This window comes from Herminiimonas glaciei, from assembly GCF_042664955.1.
Taxonomy (GTDB): Bacteria; Pseudomonadota; Gammaproteobacteria; order Burkholderiales; family Burkholderiaceae_D; genus Oxalicibacterium; species Oxalicibacterium glaciei.
Window position 1 is genome coordinate 1,177,257 of record NZ_JBHTBU010000002.1, and the last position, 19,743, is coordinate 1,196,999.

The 19,743-nt window shown below is 51.2% G+C and carries 8 protein-coding genes; 6 read left to right on the forward strand and 2 right to left on the reverse strand.

Annotated features, from left to right (window positions below):
• Nucleotides 1-561 precede the first annotated feature (561 nt).
• The 3 genes from ACFQPC_RS16470 to ACFQPC_RS16480 all read left to right on the forward strand — a co-directional run bounded on the left by ACFQPC_RS16470 (nt 562) and on the right by ACFQPC_RS16480 (nt 11,971).
• Complete coding sequence (locus ACFQPC_RS16470; protein WP_382272918.1) at nt 562-7,122, forward strand: DUF7933 domain-containing protein; 6,561 nt, start codon at nt 562-564, stop codon at nt 7,120-7,122.
• A complete protein-coding gene (locus ACFQPC_RS16475; protein ID WP_382272919.1) occupies nt 7,119-11,249 on the forward strand; it encodes an OmpA family protein in 4,131 nt (1,376 codons plus the stop codon). The genes ACFQPC_RS16470 and ACFQPC_RS16475 overlap by 4 nt, the downstream gene beginning before the upstream one ends.
• A gap of 149 nt (nt 11,250-11,398) precedes the next feature.
• The gene (locus tag ACFQPC_RS16480; RefSeq protein WP_382272920.1) at nt 11,399-11,971 is read left to right on the forward strand and encodes an outer membrane beta-barrel protein; all 573 of its coding nucleotides are present in this window, start codon (nt 11,399-11,401) and stop codon (nt 11,969-11,971) included.
• 39 nt (nt 11,972-12,010) lie between these two features.
• Here ACFQPC_RS16480 and ACFQPC_RS16485 read toward each other — a convergent pair whose 3' ends face one another.
• Nucleotides 12,011-12,673, reverse strand: a complete 663-nt coding sequence (locus ACFQPC_RS16485; RefSeq protein WP_382272921.1) for a response regulator transcription factor — start codon at nt 12,671-12,673, stop codon at nt 12,011-12,013.
• 289 nt (nt 12,674-12,962) lie between these two features.
• Here ACFQPC_RS16485 and ACFQPC_RS16490 point away from each other — a divergent pair, with 289 nt between their 5' ends.
• The 3 genes from ACFQPC_RS16490 (at nt 12,963) to ACFQPC_RS16500 (ending at nt 15,905) form a co-directional block, all read left to right on the forward strand.
• Nucleotides 12,963-13,484, forward strand: a complete 522-nt coding sequence (locus ACFQPC_RS16490) for an NAD(+) diphosphatase (protein WP_382272922.1) — start codon at nt 12,963-12,965, stop codon at nt 13,482-13,484.
• Nucleotides 13,485-13,554: 70 nt separating this feature from the next.
• Entirely contained in the window at nt 13,555-15,339 is a 1,785-nt protein-coding gene (locus tag ACFQPC_RS16495; protein WP_382272923.1) for a bifunctional serine/threonine-protein kinase/phosphatase, read from the forward strand.
• A 128-nt stretch (nt 15,340-15,467) separates the two neighbouring features.
• Nucleotides 15,468-15,905, forward strand: coding sequence for an SRPBCC family protein (locus ACFQPC_RS16500; RefSeq protein ID WP_382272924.1), 438 nt, complete (start codon nt 15,468-15,470; stop codon nt 15,903-15,905).
• 365 nt (nt 15,906-16,270) lie between these two features.
• Here the strand turns inward: ACFQPC_RS16500 and ACFQPC_RS16505 are convergent, their stop codons facing one another.
• Nucleotides 16,271-18,121, reverse strand: a complete 1,851-nt coding sequence (locus ACFQPC_RS16505; protein ID WP_382272925.1) for a hypothetical protein — start codon at nt 18,119-18,121, stop codon at nt 16,271-16,273.
• Nucleotides 18,122-19,743: the final 1,622 nt, after the last annotated feature.

The window sequence follows — 19,743 nt, forward strand, 5'->3', positions numbered from 1 at the left end:
GCATACACGTGGTGTTTGCAAATGTTAACTCATTAAAAAATCCATCATTTTATTTCCACATGGAAATATTAATTGCGTGCGTGTTTGATGTGCGCGCTCGTCCAACGGAAGCTAACTTCTTGTTTTATATGTGAGAAGTTTTTCTTTGCGGAAAAGTTTTTGCACGCCTTCGATTCCCTCAATCACATCCACACCAACTTCCTTTACGTCAGTACGTATCAGGATTTGTCAGCATTTCCATCGCGAAAATAATTAACCTCGCGCAGCAATTATTTCTCGCTTGCTGCGTTCAATCCCGCGAATTCATTAGGTTTCCAACGAGGCGTGTTTACAAACGTTGACGAACGTTTACATGCAGTTTCGTTGTTGCAACTTTATATTCCGTTCAGAAATTTATTGCGCTGGATCAATTTTTTGCGCAGCCCATCGTTGCGATTCGAATTTAAAAATTAATTAAAAGTAGATAGGCCCGTCATGTTGCGTTCCACATTTTTTGCCAAATCATCTTTTGCATCTTTGCTTCGAGCTATGCCATTGGCCTTGATGCTGGGTGTGTTGCCCATGTCTGCGTTTGCTGCGCTGACTGCGTCGGTGACGACGACGGACCCATCTTCTTTTTATCCCGGTGAGGTTCGTATTCTGCGGATTACCTTGTCTAATAATTCGGCAACCGCGATCGGAAATACAGCGTTTGACAACCTCCTGCCGGGAACCTTGCCGAATGGATTGAAAATTGCCGGTGCTGTAAATGCGTCAGTTTGTGGTGGAACGCTTACCGCAGTAAACGGTACGCAGCAAATCAAACTGGTTGGAGCTACGGTTCCTCCGGCAGTTACTAATCCTGTGCCTCCTGCGGTAGCTGCCGATGGCGTTTGTATCATAGACATTCCTGTAACTGCCGGCACCTCCGATGGGACTGCCGTCAGTTATGCCTATGACCTGGCGAGTGGCGCAGTGACGGGCACCGAAGGCGTGACACCTGTTAGCAATAGTGGTCTCGTCAGCCAGACATTTGGTGTTCGTGGGTTGGCTCAGCCTAAAATTGAAAAATCATTTGGGAACTCCACTCTGGTATTGGGTGGTGCAGCCACCACCTTGACGGTAACCGTCAGGAATCCAAATCCGGTTGCAATCGACAACTTCAACATTGCCGATGCCTTCCCTCAACTCGGTGGCAACGCGATTATCAAGGTCGCAGCAATACCGAATGCAACAGCCGTGTGTAGTAGCGGTGCTGCGCCGGTCTTCAATCCAGTGCCTGCAAGTGGTGATACCACCGTAAGAGGTAGCGGCAGTCTCCCGCTCAACGGGTTTTGTACTTTCACGATCAATGTGGAGGCGAATCAAACCAATGGCGCTTATACGACCGGTATTCAACAAAACCGTATTAATCGCTCCTCGGATTTTTCTACTGGTTTAGGTATTCCAGCCGAAACAGATGCGACTGCGAATCTCACAGTAATTTCTCCATTGAAGGTCTCAAAGGCCTTTTCCAATAGCGCATTGTCGAGTGGAGAAAACGGTAGTTTTACCATCACGCTGACGAATGAGGGAGATACGCCGCTCAATATCACCAGCTTTACCGACTCACCGATTGACGGTGTAGGTGGTGCAAATGCGACCAAAGGATTGCTGGTTACAAACGCCATCAGCACTTGCGGTGCAAATCCGACGTTTAACAATGTCGGATTTACGCTGACGGGTGGCAGCATTCCTGCGAAAAGTGGCGCAACACCGGGTTCTTGTACTGTGACCGTGAATTTCACCGGTCGTGTGCAGGACCTTGGCGTCCCTGTCTCGTACACCAATGAGGTGGGCGAAGGGGCGGTGATCGTCAGCAATCCGGCAATTCGTAGTCAGAAGGCATCAGCCACTATTTTGGTGGCTGATGATTTGCGCATCGTGAAGGGCGTAACACCTACCGTAGTAGCTCCAGGTAATCCGATTCGTTACGACATTCGGGTGGAAAACTATGGTGCGGGTGCCATTAACAATGTGACGGTTTCCGATACTTTCACGAATGGCCAAACCTTCCTTACCGGCACGATCAATGGTGTCAACTACACCCCTACTGTGACAGGTGCAGGTTGTGGTGCCGTGAGCTCCAGCAGTCCTCTCGGTACAACCGCACCTACAGCTGTTGTGGTTGGATTAACGACGGTACCGGGGCGTGCCAGTGTCAACGTGCCAGGTTCTTGCACGATCAGTATTTGGGCGATGACTTCGCTTACGGAAAATACATCGACATCCAACGTCATCAACGCCGGTGGTGTCTGCTACAACAATGGCGGTGGCCAGGTTTGTAATGGCAGTGGCTCCGTTCCAACCGACCCGAACAACACTGTTCCTGTCCTTGCTGTAAAAAAGGCATTTGCGGAATCCACTCCCGGCGTCAGCACGTTTGCCGAAGGCACGATTGTTCGTATGGCTATTACGCTGTCCAACAAATCGGTTAATCCGCTGACCAACGTAACGATCTCCGACACATTGCAACTGGCAAATGCTGGTGGTGGTCAGTTGCGGATTGCATCCCCATCGAATGCCGCCAGCACTTGCGGCACCCCGACCATAGACGCGGTGGCTGGTTCAACTTCTATTGCCATGAACGGCGCAACTGTTCCGGCGCGTGCCAATAACGGTAGCGGTGCAGATGGAACTTGCGTGTTGCAGGTAGACGTCGTGGGTCCTGCAGGCGTATATCCGAATATTGCGACAGTAGGCGGTAATCAAACGCTGGCGAATGGCACCGTGCGTGCCCTCACACCTTTGCAGACCAATTCGGCGACGTTGACTTACAACCCCGCTTTAACTGCGAACAAAAGCTTCAATCCTGCGAGCGTAACGTCTGGCGGTAAATCAACTGTCACCGTGCAACTGCTGAATTCGAGTTCGTTGCCATTGACCAATGTCTCGGTGAAAGATCCTTTGCCTGCCGATATGGTGCTGGCCGATCCGACCAACGCTTATTCGACTTGTGCAGGAACACCAGTGATTACCGGTGCGGCTGGCGCGAACGAGATTTTGCTTACGGGAGCCAGCATCAATGGCGGCGGCACATGCTCGTTGCTGTTCGATGTGATTGCGACCGGTAATGCGAACTGGCTTAATAGGATTCCGCCCAATAACATAACGGCAGACGGTGGTGTGCGCAATGTGCTGCCGGTTGATGCGACCCTGATTCACAATGCAGCAACCAGCCTGACCATACTGAAATCTACCAATCCGTCCACTTTGACCTTCCCCGGGCAGGTCAGTCAGCTAACGATTGATATCAATAGCGGCACCCAAGGCGTTACTAACATGGGTGTGACGGATTACTTCACGACCGATGGTACTGCCGGTGCGCCTGAAAATGGCTGGATCATCACGGCTAATCCGATGGCAAGCACGACCTGCCCAGGCGGAAATGTGGTCGCGGTGCCTGGGTCCAGGTCGGTGAGTCTGAGTATTGCTTCGCTGGCTGCGAATACCACTTGTTCGGTCAAGGTCAACGTTACTTCGACCGTGGCAGCTGGTGTGACCAACATCATTCCAGCTCGTGCTTTGCACACTGATCAAGGGCTGACTAATAGCGCTCCGGCGTCGACCAGCCTGGCGACCAGCAGCAACGTGGGTATCGTTAAGAAATTCACTCCGAATGTAGTCAAACCGGGCCAGCGTTCACGCTTGCGCCTTACTTTTTATAACCCGACTTCGCAGGTTGGTACGAATTTGTCGGTTACCGATATCATGCCGACCGGCGTGATTATCCCGGCTGATGGCGGTAATCCGACAACTACATGTACCGGAGGAGTAGTAACTGCTACGGGTGGGAATACCCTGACAGTCAGCGGCGGCACCATTGCTGCAGCAAACGGCCTGGTTCCTGGTAGTTGTCAGGCGGAGATCGATGTAGAGGTGGCGGCTGCAGGCAGCTATGTCAACGATATTCCTGCGAATGCCTTGTCTATTACGATAGGCGGAACTGTCGTTACAAATCCTGCCCCAACCAGCGATACCTTGCTTGCAAAAGCACCGCTGTCGATACACAAGGCTTTTAGCCAACTCACTCTGGATGCGGGTAATCCGGCCGGGTTTACCACCGGTATTGATAACAAGGCTCCCGGCGCAGTTGCTGTGCTGACCCTGCGTCTGGAAAATACCAACGCGGCTGCTGTTCCTCCACTCGTTGATGTCTTGACCGGCGTCGGTGTGACGGATATCTTGCCAGCCGGTTTGGTCGTTGCACCTGTACCCGCAGCAAGTACCACCTGTGCAGGCGGCCTCGTTGTCGCGGATCCTTCAGCGACCAGCATACGCTTGAGCGGTGCGACGATTGCGGCAGGCAGTGCCTGTACGGTGACAGTCAATGTCCTGAGCAATATCTCAGGCACTTATACCAATCAGATTCCTGCGGGCGCTGTCACGACCAATGAAGGTGTAGTCAACGAAGAACCGACTCGCGCCGAGTTGATCATATCGACACCGCCAACTGTCAGCAAACAGTTTTCCCCAGCGGTGATTCCGCCAAATGGCATATCGCGCCTGAGCATCGTCATCACCAATGACAATGCAGCGACAATGACCTTGACGTCCAACTTCGACGACGTGCTGCCGATTGCGCCAGGTCAGATCCGTGTGGCGGCTACACCTGCGATGTCGACTACTTGTGGCGGTGCAGTCGATGCTACGGCGAATGCAACTTTTGTGCGTTTGCGCAGTGGCGGGACCATCCCTCCAGGCGGCTGTACCATCGATGTCAACGTGACCGGATTTGCTGCGGGTGTGCACGTCAACAATATCCCGGCTGGTGCATTACAAACCAATCTGGGTAACAACCAGCAACCTGCGAATGCGCCGTTGACCATCAGCACACGCGGCTATATTTCGGGCAAGGTATTCAAGGACAACAAGCTGCTGCCTAACGGTATCTTTACCAGCGGCACCGACACCCCGATTGCCAACACGCAAATTGAATTGCGCAGCGGCCCGACTTGCAGTGGACCATTGCTGGCGACCGCGACTACGGATGCATTGGGTAACTACATATTTGCCGATCTGGGTGCGGCCGCCTATTCGGTGTGCCAGCCTACACAACCCGCAGGAACCTTGAATGGCACGACTACCGCCGGCACGATAGTGAATGTTGCTGGCAGCACAGGTACACCAGGTACTGCATCGAATCCGACTACGAGCAGCAGCCAGATTGCGAATGTCGTACTGGGCGATAACGGCGCGGGTGAAATTTCGGGTTCGATCAATAACAACTTTGCCGAGATCGCTGCATCTACGATTTCCGGCAAGGTATTCAAGGACAACAATCCGGTACCGAATGGTACGTTTGAAAGTGGTGTAGATACACCGCTGCCAGGTGTCACTATCCAGTTGCTGAATGCGGCGAACGTTGTCGTTGCGACGACGGTGACAGATGCGGACGGTAACTACAGTTTCAGTGGATTGTTGCCAGGGACATACTCGGTCCTGCAACCTACCCAGCCGTCTGGTACCAGCAACGGCATTACGACGGCAGGACCTGTGCCGAACGGAGGTACGGCCGGTACGGCTACGCCGCAGGCGGTGACGCCTAGCCGCATTAGTAATATCGTCTTGCCGCCGAATACATCGACGCTGAACAATAACTTTGCAGAAGAAGGACACGGTGGTGCGACCGGTGTGGTGTATGACGCGATTACGCGTCAACCGGTTTCCGGTGCGGTAGTTACCATCCAGGGACCTGCAGGCTTTAATCCGGCATTGCATGTGATTGGTGGTGTTGGTGCTTCGACTACCGGTACCGATGGCTTGTATCAATTCCTGTTGAACTCGAACGCGCCACCAGGAATGTATACCCTGGTTGTGACCACATATCCTGCTGGCTATGTGCCATCGCCATCGACGATGTTGCCGACATGTACCAATACATTGTTGGTTTCGCCGACGCCAGATCCGGCATTGGTACAAAGCAACGTCGGTGCTCCAGCACTGGCAGTAATCAAACAAAATCCAGGTACTTGCCCGGCCACTACCAGCAATCTGGGTTCTGGTTCGACGCAGTTCTACACAACCTTCAACCTGTCGAATACGCCAGGCCCGACCAGGTCGGCCAACGTCGGGAATAACCATATTCCGCTGGATCCGGTATTGGGTGGTGCGATCGTGATGACGAAGAGCACACCATTGGTCAACGTGGTACGTGGTGACCTGGTGCCTTACACCATCACTGCCACCAACACATTGGCGGCAACCCTGACGGGTATCAATGTCGTTGACGTGATACCGGCCGGTTTCCGTTATCGCACCGGTTCCGCCTCGTTGAACGGTGTACCGACCGAACCGCTGGTCAATGGTCGCAGCTTGACTTGGCCGAACCAGAATTTCACACCGGGTGAACGTAAAACACTGCGCATGATGCTGGTGGTTGGTACCGGTGTCGCTGAAGGTGAATTTGTTAATCGGGTCTCTTCGATCAACAACATAACCAATACGCAAGTCTCGAACACCGCGACCGCCACTGTACGTGTGGTGCCGGATCCGACCTTTGACTGTTCCGACATCATCGGCAAAGTCTTTGATGACAAGAACGCCAACGGTTATCAGGACCAGGGTGAGCCGGGTATCGCCAACGTGCGTATCGCAACGGCCCGCGGTTTGCTGGTGACCAGCGATCAGGAAGGACGTTTCCACGTCGCCTGTGCCGCAATTCCGAATGCGGACCGTGGCTCCAACTTTGTCATGAAAGTGGATGAGCGCACCTTGCCGTCCGGTTATCGCCTGACAACAGAGAACCCACGTGATGTTCGTGTGACACGCGGCAAGATGGTCAAACTCAATTTCGGTGCAAGCGTACATCGCGTAGTGCGACTGGAACTCTCCGGTGCGGCATTCGTCGGTGATGGCACAGAGCTGCAAGCACCTTATATCTCGGAGCTGGATAAATTGCCTGAGCAACTGCAAACACGCCCTACGGTTTTGCGTATCGCATACCGCCAGGGCAAGGAATCGAAGGATATTGCCAAGAAACGTATTGCTGCCGTCAGTGAACGAGTACAGCGAATGTGGAAGGAGAAGCGGAAGAAAGGTCATGAGGAAAGCGAACCACTTGTGCCGCTGATGATTGAAACAGAGCTGGAGGGCGCGCAATGATGTTCCGACCACACACCATCGCATTGGCGATCAGCATGTTGTTTGCCGGCCCATCCACATGGGCGGATACAGAAGTAGATGGCAAGCGTATCGATAACGGTCGCATCGATTTGTATTCGGTGCCGCCGCCGACGGAAGTCCAGCCGGCAATTGCCTATCCTATGCCGTCCGGCGTGACGCGCGCAGAGGCGATCGAAATGCGTAATCGCGCGGCGCAGGTTCCGGCCGCGCAAGCCGATATGAGCAAGTCATTGCAGGAAGCGAAAGGGCTGAGCCTCTTCGTTTCCGGTAAAGCGGATCTCACGCCATCGGCAAAAGAATCACTTGATGCGCTGGTAGCAGAAATACGCGCAAGAAAAGGCGTGATTGCCGGTATGCGGATTGCGATTGTTGGCCATACCGACAATCAGCGTCTTTCGCCAAACGCCAAACGTATCTTTACTGATAACCAGGGTTTGTCGGAAGCGCGTGCACTGACGGTTGCGGCATACCTGAAGCAGGCTTTGAACAATCCTGCCATCACCTATTCGATAGAAGGCAAGGGTGAAAACCAGCCGCTGGCGTCGAACGCCACGCCGGAAGGCATGTCGCGTAATCGTCGGGTTGCCTTGCAAGTCTGGTTTGATGTGGCTGCACCTGTGGTCGCCTTGCCCAAGCCTGCACCATGTTCGCCACAAGCGGCATCGCAGATAGATGCGCCATTCCGTATCACGATCGATGGAGAACCATTCCACGGGAATGAAGCGAACGAAGCAGACGGTCAGCGTTGTACCGACGTTGCGCTGGAGCGCGCAGATATCCAGGTGCGTTACGACAGCCTGGCAATTGCGCCGACCATGAATATCTGGGCGACGCCGAATGCGGCGGTAAAAGGCCAGCCCGTCGAATTCCGTGCCTGGTCCAACTATATTCCGTGGCTGAAGAAGGCTGAATTGCGTTTATTCCGTGCCGGTCAAAAGACCCAGGAAAAACCAATCGAGGTTTTACCGGTTTCGTGGAATGGCGTGACCAACTGGACTTCGCCGGCCAATACGGCGGACGACCAAATCTTCTATCTGTTGCGCGTATACGACGAACAAGGGCGCTTCGATGAAACCAGCCTGAAGTCGCTGAATCTGTTGAACCGTGCGATGCCGGCGAATGAAGACCAGGACAAGATAGAACGCGAACGCCTGACCGGCTATGGTGAAAACAGCCTGGCATTGCGCAATATCCCCGTGACCGGCGGCACGATTACCGTCAACGGCACCCATATGCAGGCAGGCCAGCGCGTTGCAGCGCTCGGACTCGATTTGCCGGTGGATGCGAATGGCAAGTTTGCGATGAAGCAAATCATGCCGGCGGGGCCACAGTCTGTTGAAGTCACAGTGACTGAAGCCGATGGCCGTGCGAATAGCTTCCGCCGCAACCTGAATATCGCCGCCGACGACTGGTTCTACCTGGCACTCGGTGATTTGACGGTCGGCAAGAACAAGGTATCAGGCCCGATCAAACTGGTGACAGGTGACAACGGCGATCATTACGATAACAAAGTCTATGTCGATGGCCGTGCCGCTTTCTACCTGAAAGGCAAGATCAAGGGCGAATACCTGTTGACCGCTTCGGCTGATACACGCGAAGGACCGTTCAAGGATTTGTTCTCGAACTTCTCCAGCAAGGATCCGAAGTACCTCTTGCGCAGCATCGATCCCAACCTGTATTACCCGGTGTATGGCGACGACAGTACGACCGTGGACGATGCACCGACGCAGGGCAAGTTCTTCGTGAAGTTGCAAAAAGGCGATTCGCATGTCCTGTGGGGTAATTTCAAAACCACCTGGTCGGGTACCGAATTGATGCAGTATTCGCGTGGCTTGTATGGCGCGCAGTTGCGTCATCGTTCGGAAGATGCGACCACCTACGGTGAGAAGCAAACGCAGATCGATGCTTTCCTGGCAGATCCGGGTACCTTGTCTTCGCGTGAAGAGTTCCGTGGCACCGGTGGCTCCTTGTACTACCTGCGCCACCTGGATATTACCCAGGGGTCGGAACGGGTATGGGTCGAGGTACGCGACAAGGATTCGGGCATGGTGATAGAACGCCGTGAACTCGCTCCGGCGCAAGACTATGAAATCAATTACCTGCAAGGCCGTATTCTGTTGCAATCACCCTTGTCATCAACCGGTGGCAGTGCCAGCCTGATCATGACGTCGGCAGTCAGTGGTAATCCGGTTTACCTGGTGACCACCTATGAATATGCGCCGGGTGTAACGGCCATTAACAATCTGTCGACCGGTTTCCGTGGCAGCCAATGGCTGAATGACCATGTGCAGCTGGGTATCAGCAGTTATCACCAGGGTGAAGACGGCACCAGCCAGACCTTGAAAGGGGTGGACGGTACATTCCGCTACAAGCCGGGTACCTGGGTCAAGTTCGAAGTGGCGCAATCGAAGGGACCGGGCAGTGGTTCGCAAACTTCGCTGGACGGCGGTTTTGGTTTCAATAGCCTCAATACCAACACCAACCAGACTGCCGGTGCACAGCGGGTGGAAGCTGCCGTCGACCTGGCTGAAGTGACCGACAATATGAAAGGCAAGTTTTCGACCTACGCACAAAACCGCGAACGTGGTTACTCTGCGCCCGGACAGATCGGTGTCAGTGGCGAAGCGATCAAGCAGCATGGTGTCAATGCGGATGTCGAAGTAGTCGAAGGTACCCGCCTTTTGGTCAAGGCCGACCAGCGCAATGGAGACCTGCAAGACAGCAAGAACCTTGAAGTCGCAGTGCGTCAAACGATTAATCCGGAATGGGATGTGGCCGTCGGTGCACGGATGGATGACCGCAGCAATGTGGTCGCGAATGCGAGTCCCCTATTGTCGCAAACCGGTGCTCGTACCGATGCGCAGGTACGCGTAGGCTATAAACCGGATCGCAAGGATGGCAAGCCGGGCCAGAAAGACGACTGGGAAGCCTATGGTTTCGTACAGGCGACAGTGGAACATGATGCCAGCCGTGATGCGAATAATCGGGTCGGTGTCGGCGGCTCCCTGCAAGTCAGTGAACGCGTCAAGCTGCTGGCCGAAGTATCGGATGGCAGCATGGGCATAGGTGGCAAGGTCGGTGCCGATTATCGTGTATCGGATCGCAGCAATGCCTACCTGACTTATGCGATGGAAACCGAGAGTCCTGATATCGCGTGGCGCGGTCGCCAGGGCACCCTGGTTTCCGGTGCCAGCACCCGGGTATCGGATCAATTGCGCGTGTTCGGCGAAGGCCGTGCGTCGAATGGTGCGGGTCCGCAAAGCCTGACACAGGCTTTCGGTATGGACTGGGCCCCGAATGATCGCTGGAACTGGGGTGCCAAGGCCGAGTACGGTACGGTTTCCGATCCGTTGGCAGGCGACCTGGAGCGACGTGCACTGGGCGGTTCGGTTGGCTATAAGAAGGATGGCCTGAAGTATGGCGGTAGCCTTGAATGGCGCAACGATGATGGCAACGTTTCCGGCGAGCGTACTACCTGGCTGATGCGTAATACCCTGGGTTATCAGGTCGACCCGGCATGGCGCATTCTGAGCAAATTCAATGTCTCGCGTTCCAGAAATAACCAGGGCGCGTTCGTTGACGGCAATTACCGTGAGTTCGTCTTGGCGAGTGCGTATCGTCCGATCGATAACGACCGCTGGAATACCTTGTTCAAGTACACCAATCTGAACAACGTTCCTACCAATGGTCAATTGACACCATCCGGCCTGAATGCAGATTACGCACAGCGTAGCCAGGTGTTTGCCGTCGATACGATTTACGATTTGCTGCCGTGGTTATCGGTAGGCGGCAAGTATGCCTTCCGTATCGGTGAATTGAAGACACCGGTGGCTGGTGGTGAATGGTTCTCCAGCCGTGCCGATCTGTGGGTGCTGCGCGCCGATGTGCATTTCGTCAAAGAGTGGGATGCGCTGATCGAGTTCCGTAATCTGCGGGCGACGGAAGCGAAAGATGCGAAAGCCGGTGCATTGCTGGGTCTGTATCGTCACTTCGATAAAGGCATCAAGGCCGGTGTTGGCTATAACTTCACCAACTACTCGGATGACCTGACTGACTTGTCTTATCGCGCCCGTGGCTTCTTTGTGAACGTATTGGCGACGTATTAATTGTAAATTGCAACGGGAAGGCGGTTTTTACCTTCCCGGTTTTGACGAAAACTGTTTCTGTATAATGCGCGGCCTATAAGGTCGGCAGGGCAGTGCTTTGCCGTTTCCCGTCGTACAGGGTCACGCATTCCGTTTTCGTCAGAAGTGTAATGTCCATTAAACCGCTCGTTTTTGCAGTGTTATCAGTCGTTTCCGCCGTTTCGTTTGCAGATGAAAATGGTGCCGGGAAATTCTATTTAGGCCTTGATGCAGGTAGCGGCAAGGTTAAGAAAAAAGCTCCGTTAATGCCGAGTTATCGGACTACTTCCGAAACGGATAGGGTGGATGGCGGCCGACTTTACATCGGTTACCAGATCACGCCGAAGCTGAGCGTAGAGTTGGGGGCGGTACGTCCCAGCGACTATAAGCAAAGCGCGACGAATGGCGTCATTTCCTACAATGCGCGGGTCGAGACCAAAAATCATGACCTGACTTTGTTCTATAAATTACCTGAAGTACTGCCAGGCTTGTTTGTGCTGGGTGGGGCGACGTATTCGACTATCACCACTTCTGTCGAGGTACCTTTGCTCCGCAGGTCTGGCTCGATCAGGAAAACGGATACTGACTTCACCTGGGGCGGCGGTTATGAAGTCCGGCTGTTCGATAACGTGGACGGACGCATCATGTATGCGCGATATGCAGGCGCGGACCTCGTTACGGTCGGCCTCAAATATCGTTTCTAACTGGGTGGGATAAGGCACGGATGCCTCGTTAACGATTGTTCAAAATACTTCTATGTCGGCACAGAAGCTGTAGCCTTTACCGTGTTCAGTCCGGAATGGGAGTTCTTCCGGACAGTTTTCCCGCCAGCGGCGGCGCAATCGACTGACGATTTGTTCCAGCCTGCGTTCATCGTAATCCAGCCAGTCGGCCCCAAAGGCGTTAGCGATGGTACGGCGGCTGACAGCCTGGCCGGATTGCGCGGCCAGCAGTTCAAATAATTTCAATTCGTGTTCAGACAAGATTTCTGCATGCCCATTCGGCGCATACAGCTTGCGTTCGATGGTGTCGAGCCGCCAGCCACCCAGGCCCATGCGTCGTTCCAGTGCCTTGATATGCGCCAGCAATTCGTCATAGCGTACCGGCTTGACTAGGTAATGATCGGCGCCACCACGCAGGCTGGCAATTTTGTGGTTTATCCCGCCCTGTGCGGTCAGCATGATAATGCCGCATTTGTTGCGGTGTTTACGTAGCAGGGCTGCGACCTCGAAACCGTCGGCATCGGGCAAGCCGACGTCAATCAGCGCAATGTCCATCACATCCATCAAAGGGGTGAATTCGGCCGCGCTGCCCGCTTCCAGAACCTGGTGTCCTTCACTTTTCAGGAAGTCAGCAATTTCCTGCCGATAGTCGACTTCGTCTTCCAGTAACAACAGCTTTGCCATATCTGTACATACCCGTTATTTGAGGGCCGAATAATCCCCTGTCGCTACAGCCCGTAGGGCGCATATTGCCACACATTTTTTAAAGCATGGTACGGGCGGCAGGAGTGAGCATATTTTTTTCAATGTGAAAAATACATTTGTCGATAAAGACTGTTTGCCGTACTTGGCGAGATAAGCTTCAGCTATCAGGCCATCAGGGCAAACGATTGGACTCCCTCCCTAATGCGTAGCAAGCTCCTTATCCAGAGGAAGTACGCCATGCGCGGGTTTTGAATCAAGTGGAGTCGATATGAAGTACTGTCTGGAGTGCGGGAGAAAACTCGTACTCAAAGTATGTGGTGAAGAGGGTGAAGTGCCATTTTGTGACGAATGCCAGGTATTCCGTTTTCCTGTATTCAGCACGGCAATCAGCACTGCCATCCTTAACCGGGAAAAAAACAAAATCCTGCTGCTGCAGCAAAGTAATCGCAATGATTACACGCTGCTGGCCGGTTATGTGACCAAAGGCGAAGACGCGGAAAACACACTGGTACGCGAAGTGAAGGAAGAGGTTGGCCTGAATATCGTTTCTTACGAATTCATGCGCAGCCGCTATTTCGCTCGTACCAATACCCTGATGCTCAATTATCTGAGTATCGCGGATTCCGAAATCGTCCCGGGTTTAAATGCGGAAGTCGAAAAAGCCGTCTGGTTCAGTTTTGACGATGCCTTAAAGAACATCAAGGAAAAGAGCCTGGCCAAGATATTCCTTTCGGCGATTATCGACAGGGTCAGCATGCGACGTGAAAGCCTGCGCTTCCCGGAAAAATAAAACGCAGCCTACTCCCCGTATGACCATGATCGCCTGGGCCAGCGGCGATCAATGCTAACAGGTACTCTTCATGTCATCGTCACGTCTCTTGCTGCGCTTGCCGGCCAAGCCTGAGCAGCTAATAAGCCTGCCTTACATTCACCATCTTCCGGCGGCGGTGGGTCGTACCTTGCGTAATGGTACGACCATTGTCACGGACGAGGCTTTTCCTTCGTTCTTTTACAAATTTGTTCCCTGGCCGCGTTCATCCCTGGCTGCCAACGAGATCGAAACATATGCAAAATTGAATGGGCTGGATGATGTTTCAGGTATTGCCCAATTATTGGGTGTGGCCGGAACAAAAAATCATTTGGTGCAAAAGATGGAGCGTTCCCACCATGGATCGCTGGACAGATTCCTGTTCAGTGAGGCGAGAGGGGATGGGCAGCAGATTCGGATTGAGCTGATCCGGTCGGTTCTCGCCCAGATCGCTGAAACGATGATGAAGATCCATGCATTGGATTTAATTCATCGGGATCTTAAAGCAGAAAACGTTTTGGTTTTCGATGAAAAGGCGGATGCCAAACATTGGGCAACCGTGCGGGCAAAGGTATCTGACTATGATCGTACTACGGAGTTGGCGCGCGGCGAGTATTTGGAAGAACCGGTCGGTTCATTATTTCACATGGCACCGGAGTTATTGGCTTGGGAAAAATACGACAGGAAAGTCGATATTTATGCTTTTGGAATACTGATGTTTGAGGTGGCACACGGTGGAAACACGCCTTATACAAACGTTGGTACAGGTATGCCAGGCTCGATACCACGGGATGACTTTGCCAAAAAGGTTGTTGCTGAAGGTTTCAGGCCAACATGGCTGCATGATGATGCGTTATTAAAGAATATGGCCGCCAGATGTTGGTCAAATAATCCTCATGACAGGCCGGAGTTTGCCGAAATATTTGAATTGTTAGGGACCGAATCACCCTGGCATACCGCATTGAACACAACCATGCCGGTCCAATGTAGTGAACTGCCACGCAGCGACGTTGCCGGTGTTGGCATGGCGGCACATGTAGGGAAGAAACGCAGCAAGATGGAAGATGCCATTTGCGCCTTGCAAGTGCCAGATACGCTGGTCGCAAGCGTCTTCGACGGTTTGCGCGATGCACGTACCAGCGAATTTTCTGCACGGCGCTTTGCCATGGGCTTGCTCAATGAATTGGATGCCAACGCCGGTGAAGTAAAAACCTCAATGGTGAATACCTTCAAATTGGTGGATGACAACCTGAAGGAAATGGATCCACCGATTGAATCCGGTAGTACGGCGGTAGTTGCCCTGTTGCGCAAAAATGATTTGTCGGTGGCGTGGCTGGGAGATTCCTTAGCCTATTTATTCCGCAAGGGGAGCGGCGATGCCGGTTTCGAATGCCTCAGCCTGGTCGATAAACACCATCCGGATCGCACAGACGAAACGGTTCGTATCGCGGCGCACGGTGGCATGGTCGGTCGTGAGCAAAGATGGCTGGATAACGGAGAAGCAGTGCCGAGCGGTCCCGCGCGCGCGTTTGTACCTGCTGTAAATGAAAACACCGGCATTGCGCTCTCGCGTGCTTTCGGACTGTTTGCGTTCAAACCTGTGATAGGTGATGAGCCTGAAATAGTACAAATCCAACGACAGGCCGACGATCTTTTCCTGGTGCTGGGATCGGATGGTGTGTTTGATTTACTGCACGTGGAAACGGTCTATGGAATCCTTGCAGCGGCAGATTCCGTCCAGCAAGCAGCTGATGCCATCATTGCTGCAGTACTGAAATTGGGTGCTCCCGATAATGCCAGTGTGGTCGTGGTGGATATGCGAAAGTCAGCAAACTAGGGTGGCGAAAATTATGCCGCCAATGCGGATCCTGGGACATATACTATGCGTCGATATACATATTTTCTCGAGCGAAGCAGGTAGCTGACGATTGCTGCCGTATAAAACAGTTAGGAGTAACTCCGTTTATGCAAGTCGAAGAACGCATCCATATCGCAGTCCCACCAACAATCATCGACGACATTTGGAGTGAGGTCGACCGATGGCACCTTTGGGACCCGGATACCAAGCAGGCCAAGCTCAATGGGCCATTCGCAGTTGGAACAAAAGGGAAAATAGTCCCGAGTAAAGGCATGGGCGTTCCTATGGTGGTCACAGAGCGCTCACAAGGCCGGTCATTCACCGTAGAGGGCTATATCCCCCTGTTTCGCATGCACTTTGAGCATACTGTTTCCCCGGTAAATGGCGGCTCGGAAGTTGTGCACCGCGTGTGGTTCACCGGCGCCCTTGCTTTTCTGTTCGGGCCAGGCGTAGCCAAACAGCTTAAAAACGGACTCCCTCGAACCATGCTGTCGCTTAAGGCATATGCAGAGAAACGGCAGGAACTCCCTGGCGGTGATGCCTAGGCAAGCAGTACGAGACGCGTATTATGCAATCCTGATTTCACCTCGCATTTCGCGGCATCGATCTCGTTGGTGTCGATGCCATCATCGTGGCGGTATTGAAACTGGGTGTACCTGCTAATGCCATTCTGATGAATGGCATTTTTTGTAATGGTAGTGGAGTGGACGGCAGAAATTGAATTGCCAATCACTAGTCTTAAATTTCAATAAATTAGTCGATTAGTCATATGGACTGCACAGTGTGGAAATTGGGTTTCCGAATGTGTGCAGTCTAATCATACAGAACGCTTATCAACGGTAAATGTGAATTCTTGGTTCCAAATCCAGGGAAAAGTATTCGCAATTGTTGACTGGCGATGCCGTCAAAGTTAATTTTTGGTTTGGCTTTCTTTCTTTATAGGGAAATTTACAGCGATAGAAATTTTCTTTCCCGAAGTCAGATCAAGCAACGACCTTTTTGTTTTCAAGTCTCCCCCTTTATTGAAAGCATCGAGTATTGCAACGTTACTTGACGATATATTTCGCACTTCAGTGCCATTGACTATGATGGACAGACTGTCAGGATTGAGTTGGAAATTTAACTTTAGCTTCCCGGCTCTGGGAACATTTGCCAAAATTTGCCGATCGAGGGCAGTACACAATACTCTGCCGTATTCATCGAACTTTTCTTTTGTTAGGTGAGTATGTACTTCAGGAATAAATCGACTATCCCCCATGGATCCGGTTGAGACGCAAATCTGACCATTTGTAACGACAATTTGTGAAACTCTTTGTCCCCATGCATCTGGAAATAGTCCATATTCTCTCGGCAGTTCCTCTTCAATTGCGGACATATGCGAAAGTCGCAATGATGCCAGTTCACTATCAGAATCAAAAGAACCTTTCCAAAAATTATCTAATTGAATCTGAGCTTCTTTTATATAAGGAGTTTTTTGCGTAGTGCGTTTTGGGTGAGAAAAGACGCGAGATGTTGATCGAGTATTGCGAAGCTCATCTATTGCGATAACCTCACCCCAGGGATACATTCCACCAAACAAAAAACCATAAGACGATGCGAGAGATTGAAGTTCTCTGTAATGCACATACTTTGTTTGTTTCAAAGCTGGATTCGGTATGATTTCATTTTCCGAATTCACGGAAAGGGTCTCTGAACTTACCTTCGTATAATCATTTTTTCTTGCAGGGAATAATGTTTGATCTAATTGTACTGAGCCATCTGAATCTACAATTGCAACGTCGCCGGACGGGTACGTTCCAATTAAAAGTTTATCTTGGTGAACGAGGTAAGAATAGTATTCACTGATGTTGGGGCCGTATTCATCCAGGTCTTCCGTTTCATGGGCCGAATCATTTTCGGGGATTTTGTATAAAGGAGCAGGGGAATGGCTTCCTCCAATGAAGTAGCTGTTTAGGTAAGGGAAGCCGCCATATACCCAATCCCCATTGTGATTAATTTCTTCTGTCTGCAACATCTTGCAATGAGAGAAGGACTCCAATTTGGCACTTTTGTATAGTCCGCCAGAATTGTTGAGATAAAGTTCGTCGTTAAATAATCCTGCATAGGAATCAAATGCAACGCTTCCATAGTAGACATTGTTTTCGTCGACCAGAGAGGTATGCGGACATTCCTCATCATCGAGTTCATACCCATCTGTAAATTTGATATACGTACCATTTTTCATTCTGGCGAAAAAACGCACCGACCCGTTGTTAAATTCCGGGAGACTATGTAGTGGAGACATTTTGCCATTCACATCTACAAAAGATTTTTGCGTCAGGTCAACCAGCATTCCTTTGTAAAGGGCGATATCACTTTTGCTGCTATCGGCATTAAATTTTTTGATGGCCCTGGAAAAATTAAGATGAATAGCTTGCTCAAGATCACGACAATAGAATTCAATTTCGTTGTTGTTCGTTGACTGCCGAGAATTGACGGATTTGATAAACCGGGCTTCGCAGTGGTATCTGGAGTCTTTGGAATTCACTGAGAAAATTTCACCAAGATCGACATCGAGCCTATCTACATCGACCTCGGCTTCTATAGATAAATTTTCATTATTATTGTTTTGGCTCGGGTATTTGACCTGTGCATGATTTAGTGCCGCCATATCTTTGGCTTGCAAATTGTTTTTATAAGAAATTGCTGAGGCGGCAACTCCAAAAAAAAATATGAAACATAGAAAATATTTTTTAGATCTTACTTTTAAAAATTTACGCATACTTTTAATTGACTCCCTGGCTTTCTAACATCTGCTAACCGGGATTTTCAAAAACATTAAATATATTTTGGATAGTTCAGCGCATTCTTAAAACTGGCGCAAAAAATGGGGCGTTAAAAAAACATACCTGCGGTCACCTGAGTTCTTGTTCTCAAACTATAGGTATGTTTTTTTATAGAGATTTGTAGGGTTGGCAGGAGCCCTAATCAGGCAATGGTTAGTGTCCACACGGAGTTCGACTTCTATAGTTTTTTTGCATTCGTTTTCGATAGTGTCACTTCTACAGAACGAAAAAACTTAAAACCGTAATTTACTGATTGTAAAAAATAATAGCTATATTCTGATGGCGGAAAGAAGCGGGCTTGCTGTTCATGATTTTTTAATAATCAATGGCTTATGGCGGCTATCTTGTTTCCTGTGTTGCATTGTTGTGTAACACTTTGAGCGGCAAGTATAGAGAAACTAGTAATGTCCTGTCCATTACTGACGGTACTGATAATGAAAAAATTTCCAAAAGATATGCTGAGCATCCAAAGTACTGTTCGAAGCAGTACTTCTCCTCTATGGTCGCTCATCTTAATATCCTGACTCTCTCTTCTAGACCTGTGGGTTCTACATCGTTAACAGTTGATATTTATCAAACACTGTTGAGGCCATTTAGTAAGTGTGACGCTTCGACCTGTCCTTTCGCTTAGCTTCTGCCTGGGCCTGGTCCTTGTCATGTAACTTCTTTTTATTGTGACTTAGGATCCCGCTTGCAGGCGTAAACCGCTCAGGTAGCACAGACATGCGTTGCGTAACCCTGGCTTCGCCGCGCGTGCCGCGGCTTCGATTTCCTCTGCGTCGATACAAATAAAAAAAGCCACCCTAGCGGATGGCCTTTTTGTATTGGTGGTGGAGGCGGCGGGAATCTCCCGGATGTGCGCTTGCAAGCGCACATCGCTCAGCCAGCGTAACGCATGCGTTACGCAACCCTGGCTTCGCCGCGCGTGCCGCGGCTTCGATTTCCTCTGCGTCGATACAAATAAAAAAGGCCATCCTGACGGATGACCTTTTGTATTTGTGGTGGAGGCGGCGTCCCTCACATTCAGTCAAATAGGCAATATAGATAAAGGTTTTTTTTGATACGAATTTTTTTCATACCCCCAAAAATACCCCCGCAAATAGGGCGCTTGTTGATTTGCATCGAAAACTGTCCCACGTTTAGAACACAATCCTACTTACCAAAGTGAGTAGGAGATATGGAGTGATCGACGTGGTTTTACTTGGAATAATTCGACGCTGGCACCTTCGTGACCATGTGTCTTTAAGGGTGATATCTAAACGATTGTGCATCTCTCGAAACACCGTTCGGCGATATCTACACGCTGAAACTGTCGAGCTAGCCTATGCTGATCGACGTTCCCCGACTTCTCTCGGCAAACACGCTTTCAACCTGGTTAAAGACTGAGGCGACGAAGTCACGCAAGCAACGACGGACTTTGAAACAGAGGCACATCGACTTGTGTGCATCGAGATCTGAAGGGTCGTGTCGCAGCCTTCGCTAGACAACGGAAGGTAACTCAGTTAGAGCGGGCCAACTCTGCGAGCAAATCAACAACAACTAGACAAAGAGGAGAAAA

Bases quoted from the DNA above. Each gene is read 5' to 3' on its own strand.
- ACFQPC_RS16470 (WP_382272918.1), top strand. From the start codon at position 562: ATGTCTGCGTTTGCTGCGCTGACTGCGTCGGTGACGACGACGGACCCA.
- ACFQPC_RS16475 (WP_382272919.1), top strand. From the start codon at position 7,119: ATGATGTTCCGACCACACACCATCGCATTGGCGATCAGCATGTTGTTT.
- ACFQPC_RS16480 (WP_382272920.1), top strand. From the start codon at position 11,399: ATGTCCATTAAACCGCTCGTTTTTGCAGTGTTATCAGTCGTTTCCGCC.
- ACFQPC_RS16485 (WP_382272921.1), bottom strand. From the start codon at position 12,673: ATGGCAAAGCTGTTGTTACTGGAAGACGAAGTCGACTATCGGCAGGAA.
- ACFQPC_RS16490 (WP_382272922.1), top strand. From the start codon at position 12,963: ATGAAGTACTGTCTGGAGTGCGGGAGAAAACTCGTACTCAAAGTATGT.
- ACFQPC_RS16495 (WP_382272923.1), top strand. From the start codon at position 13,555: ATGTCATCGTCACGTCTCTTGCTGCGCTTGCCGGCCAAGCCTGAGCAG.
- ACFQPC_RS16500 (WP_382272924.1), top strand. From the start codon at position 15,468: ATGCAAGTCGAAGAACGCATCCATATCGCAGTCCCACCAACAATCATC.
- ACFQPC_RS16505 (WP_382272925.1), bottom strand. From the start codon at position 18,121: ATGCGTAAATTTTTAAAAGTAAGATCTAAAAAATATTTTCTATGTTTC.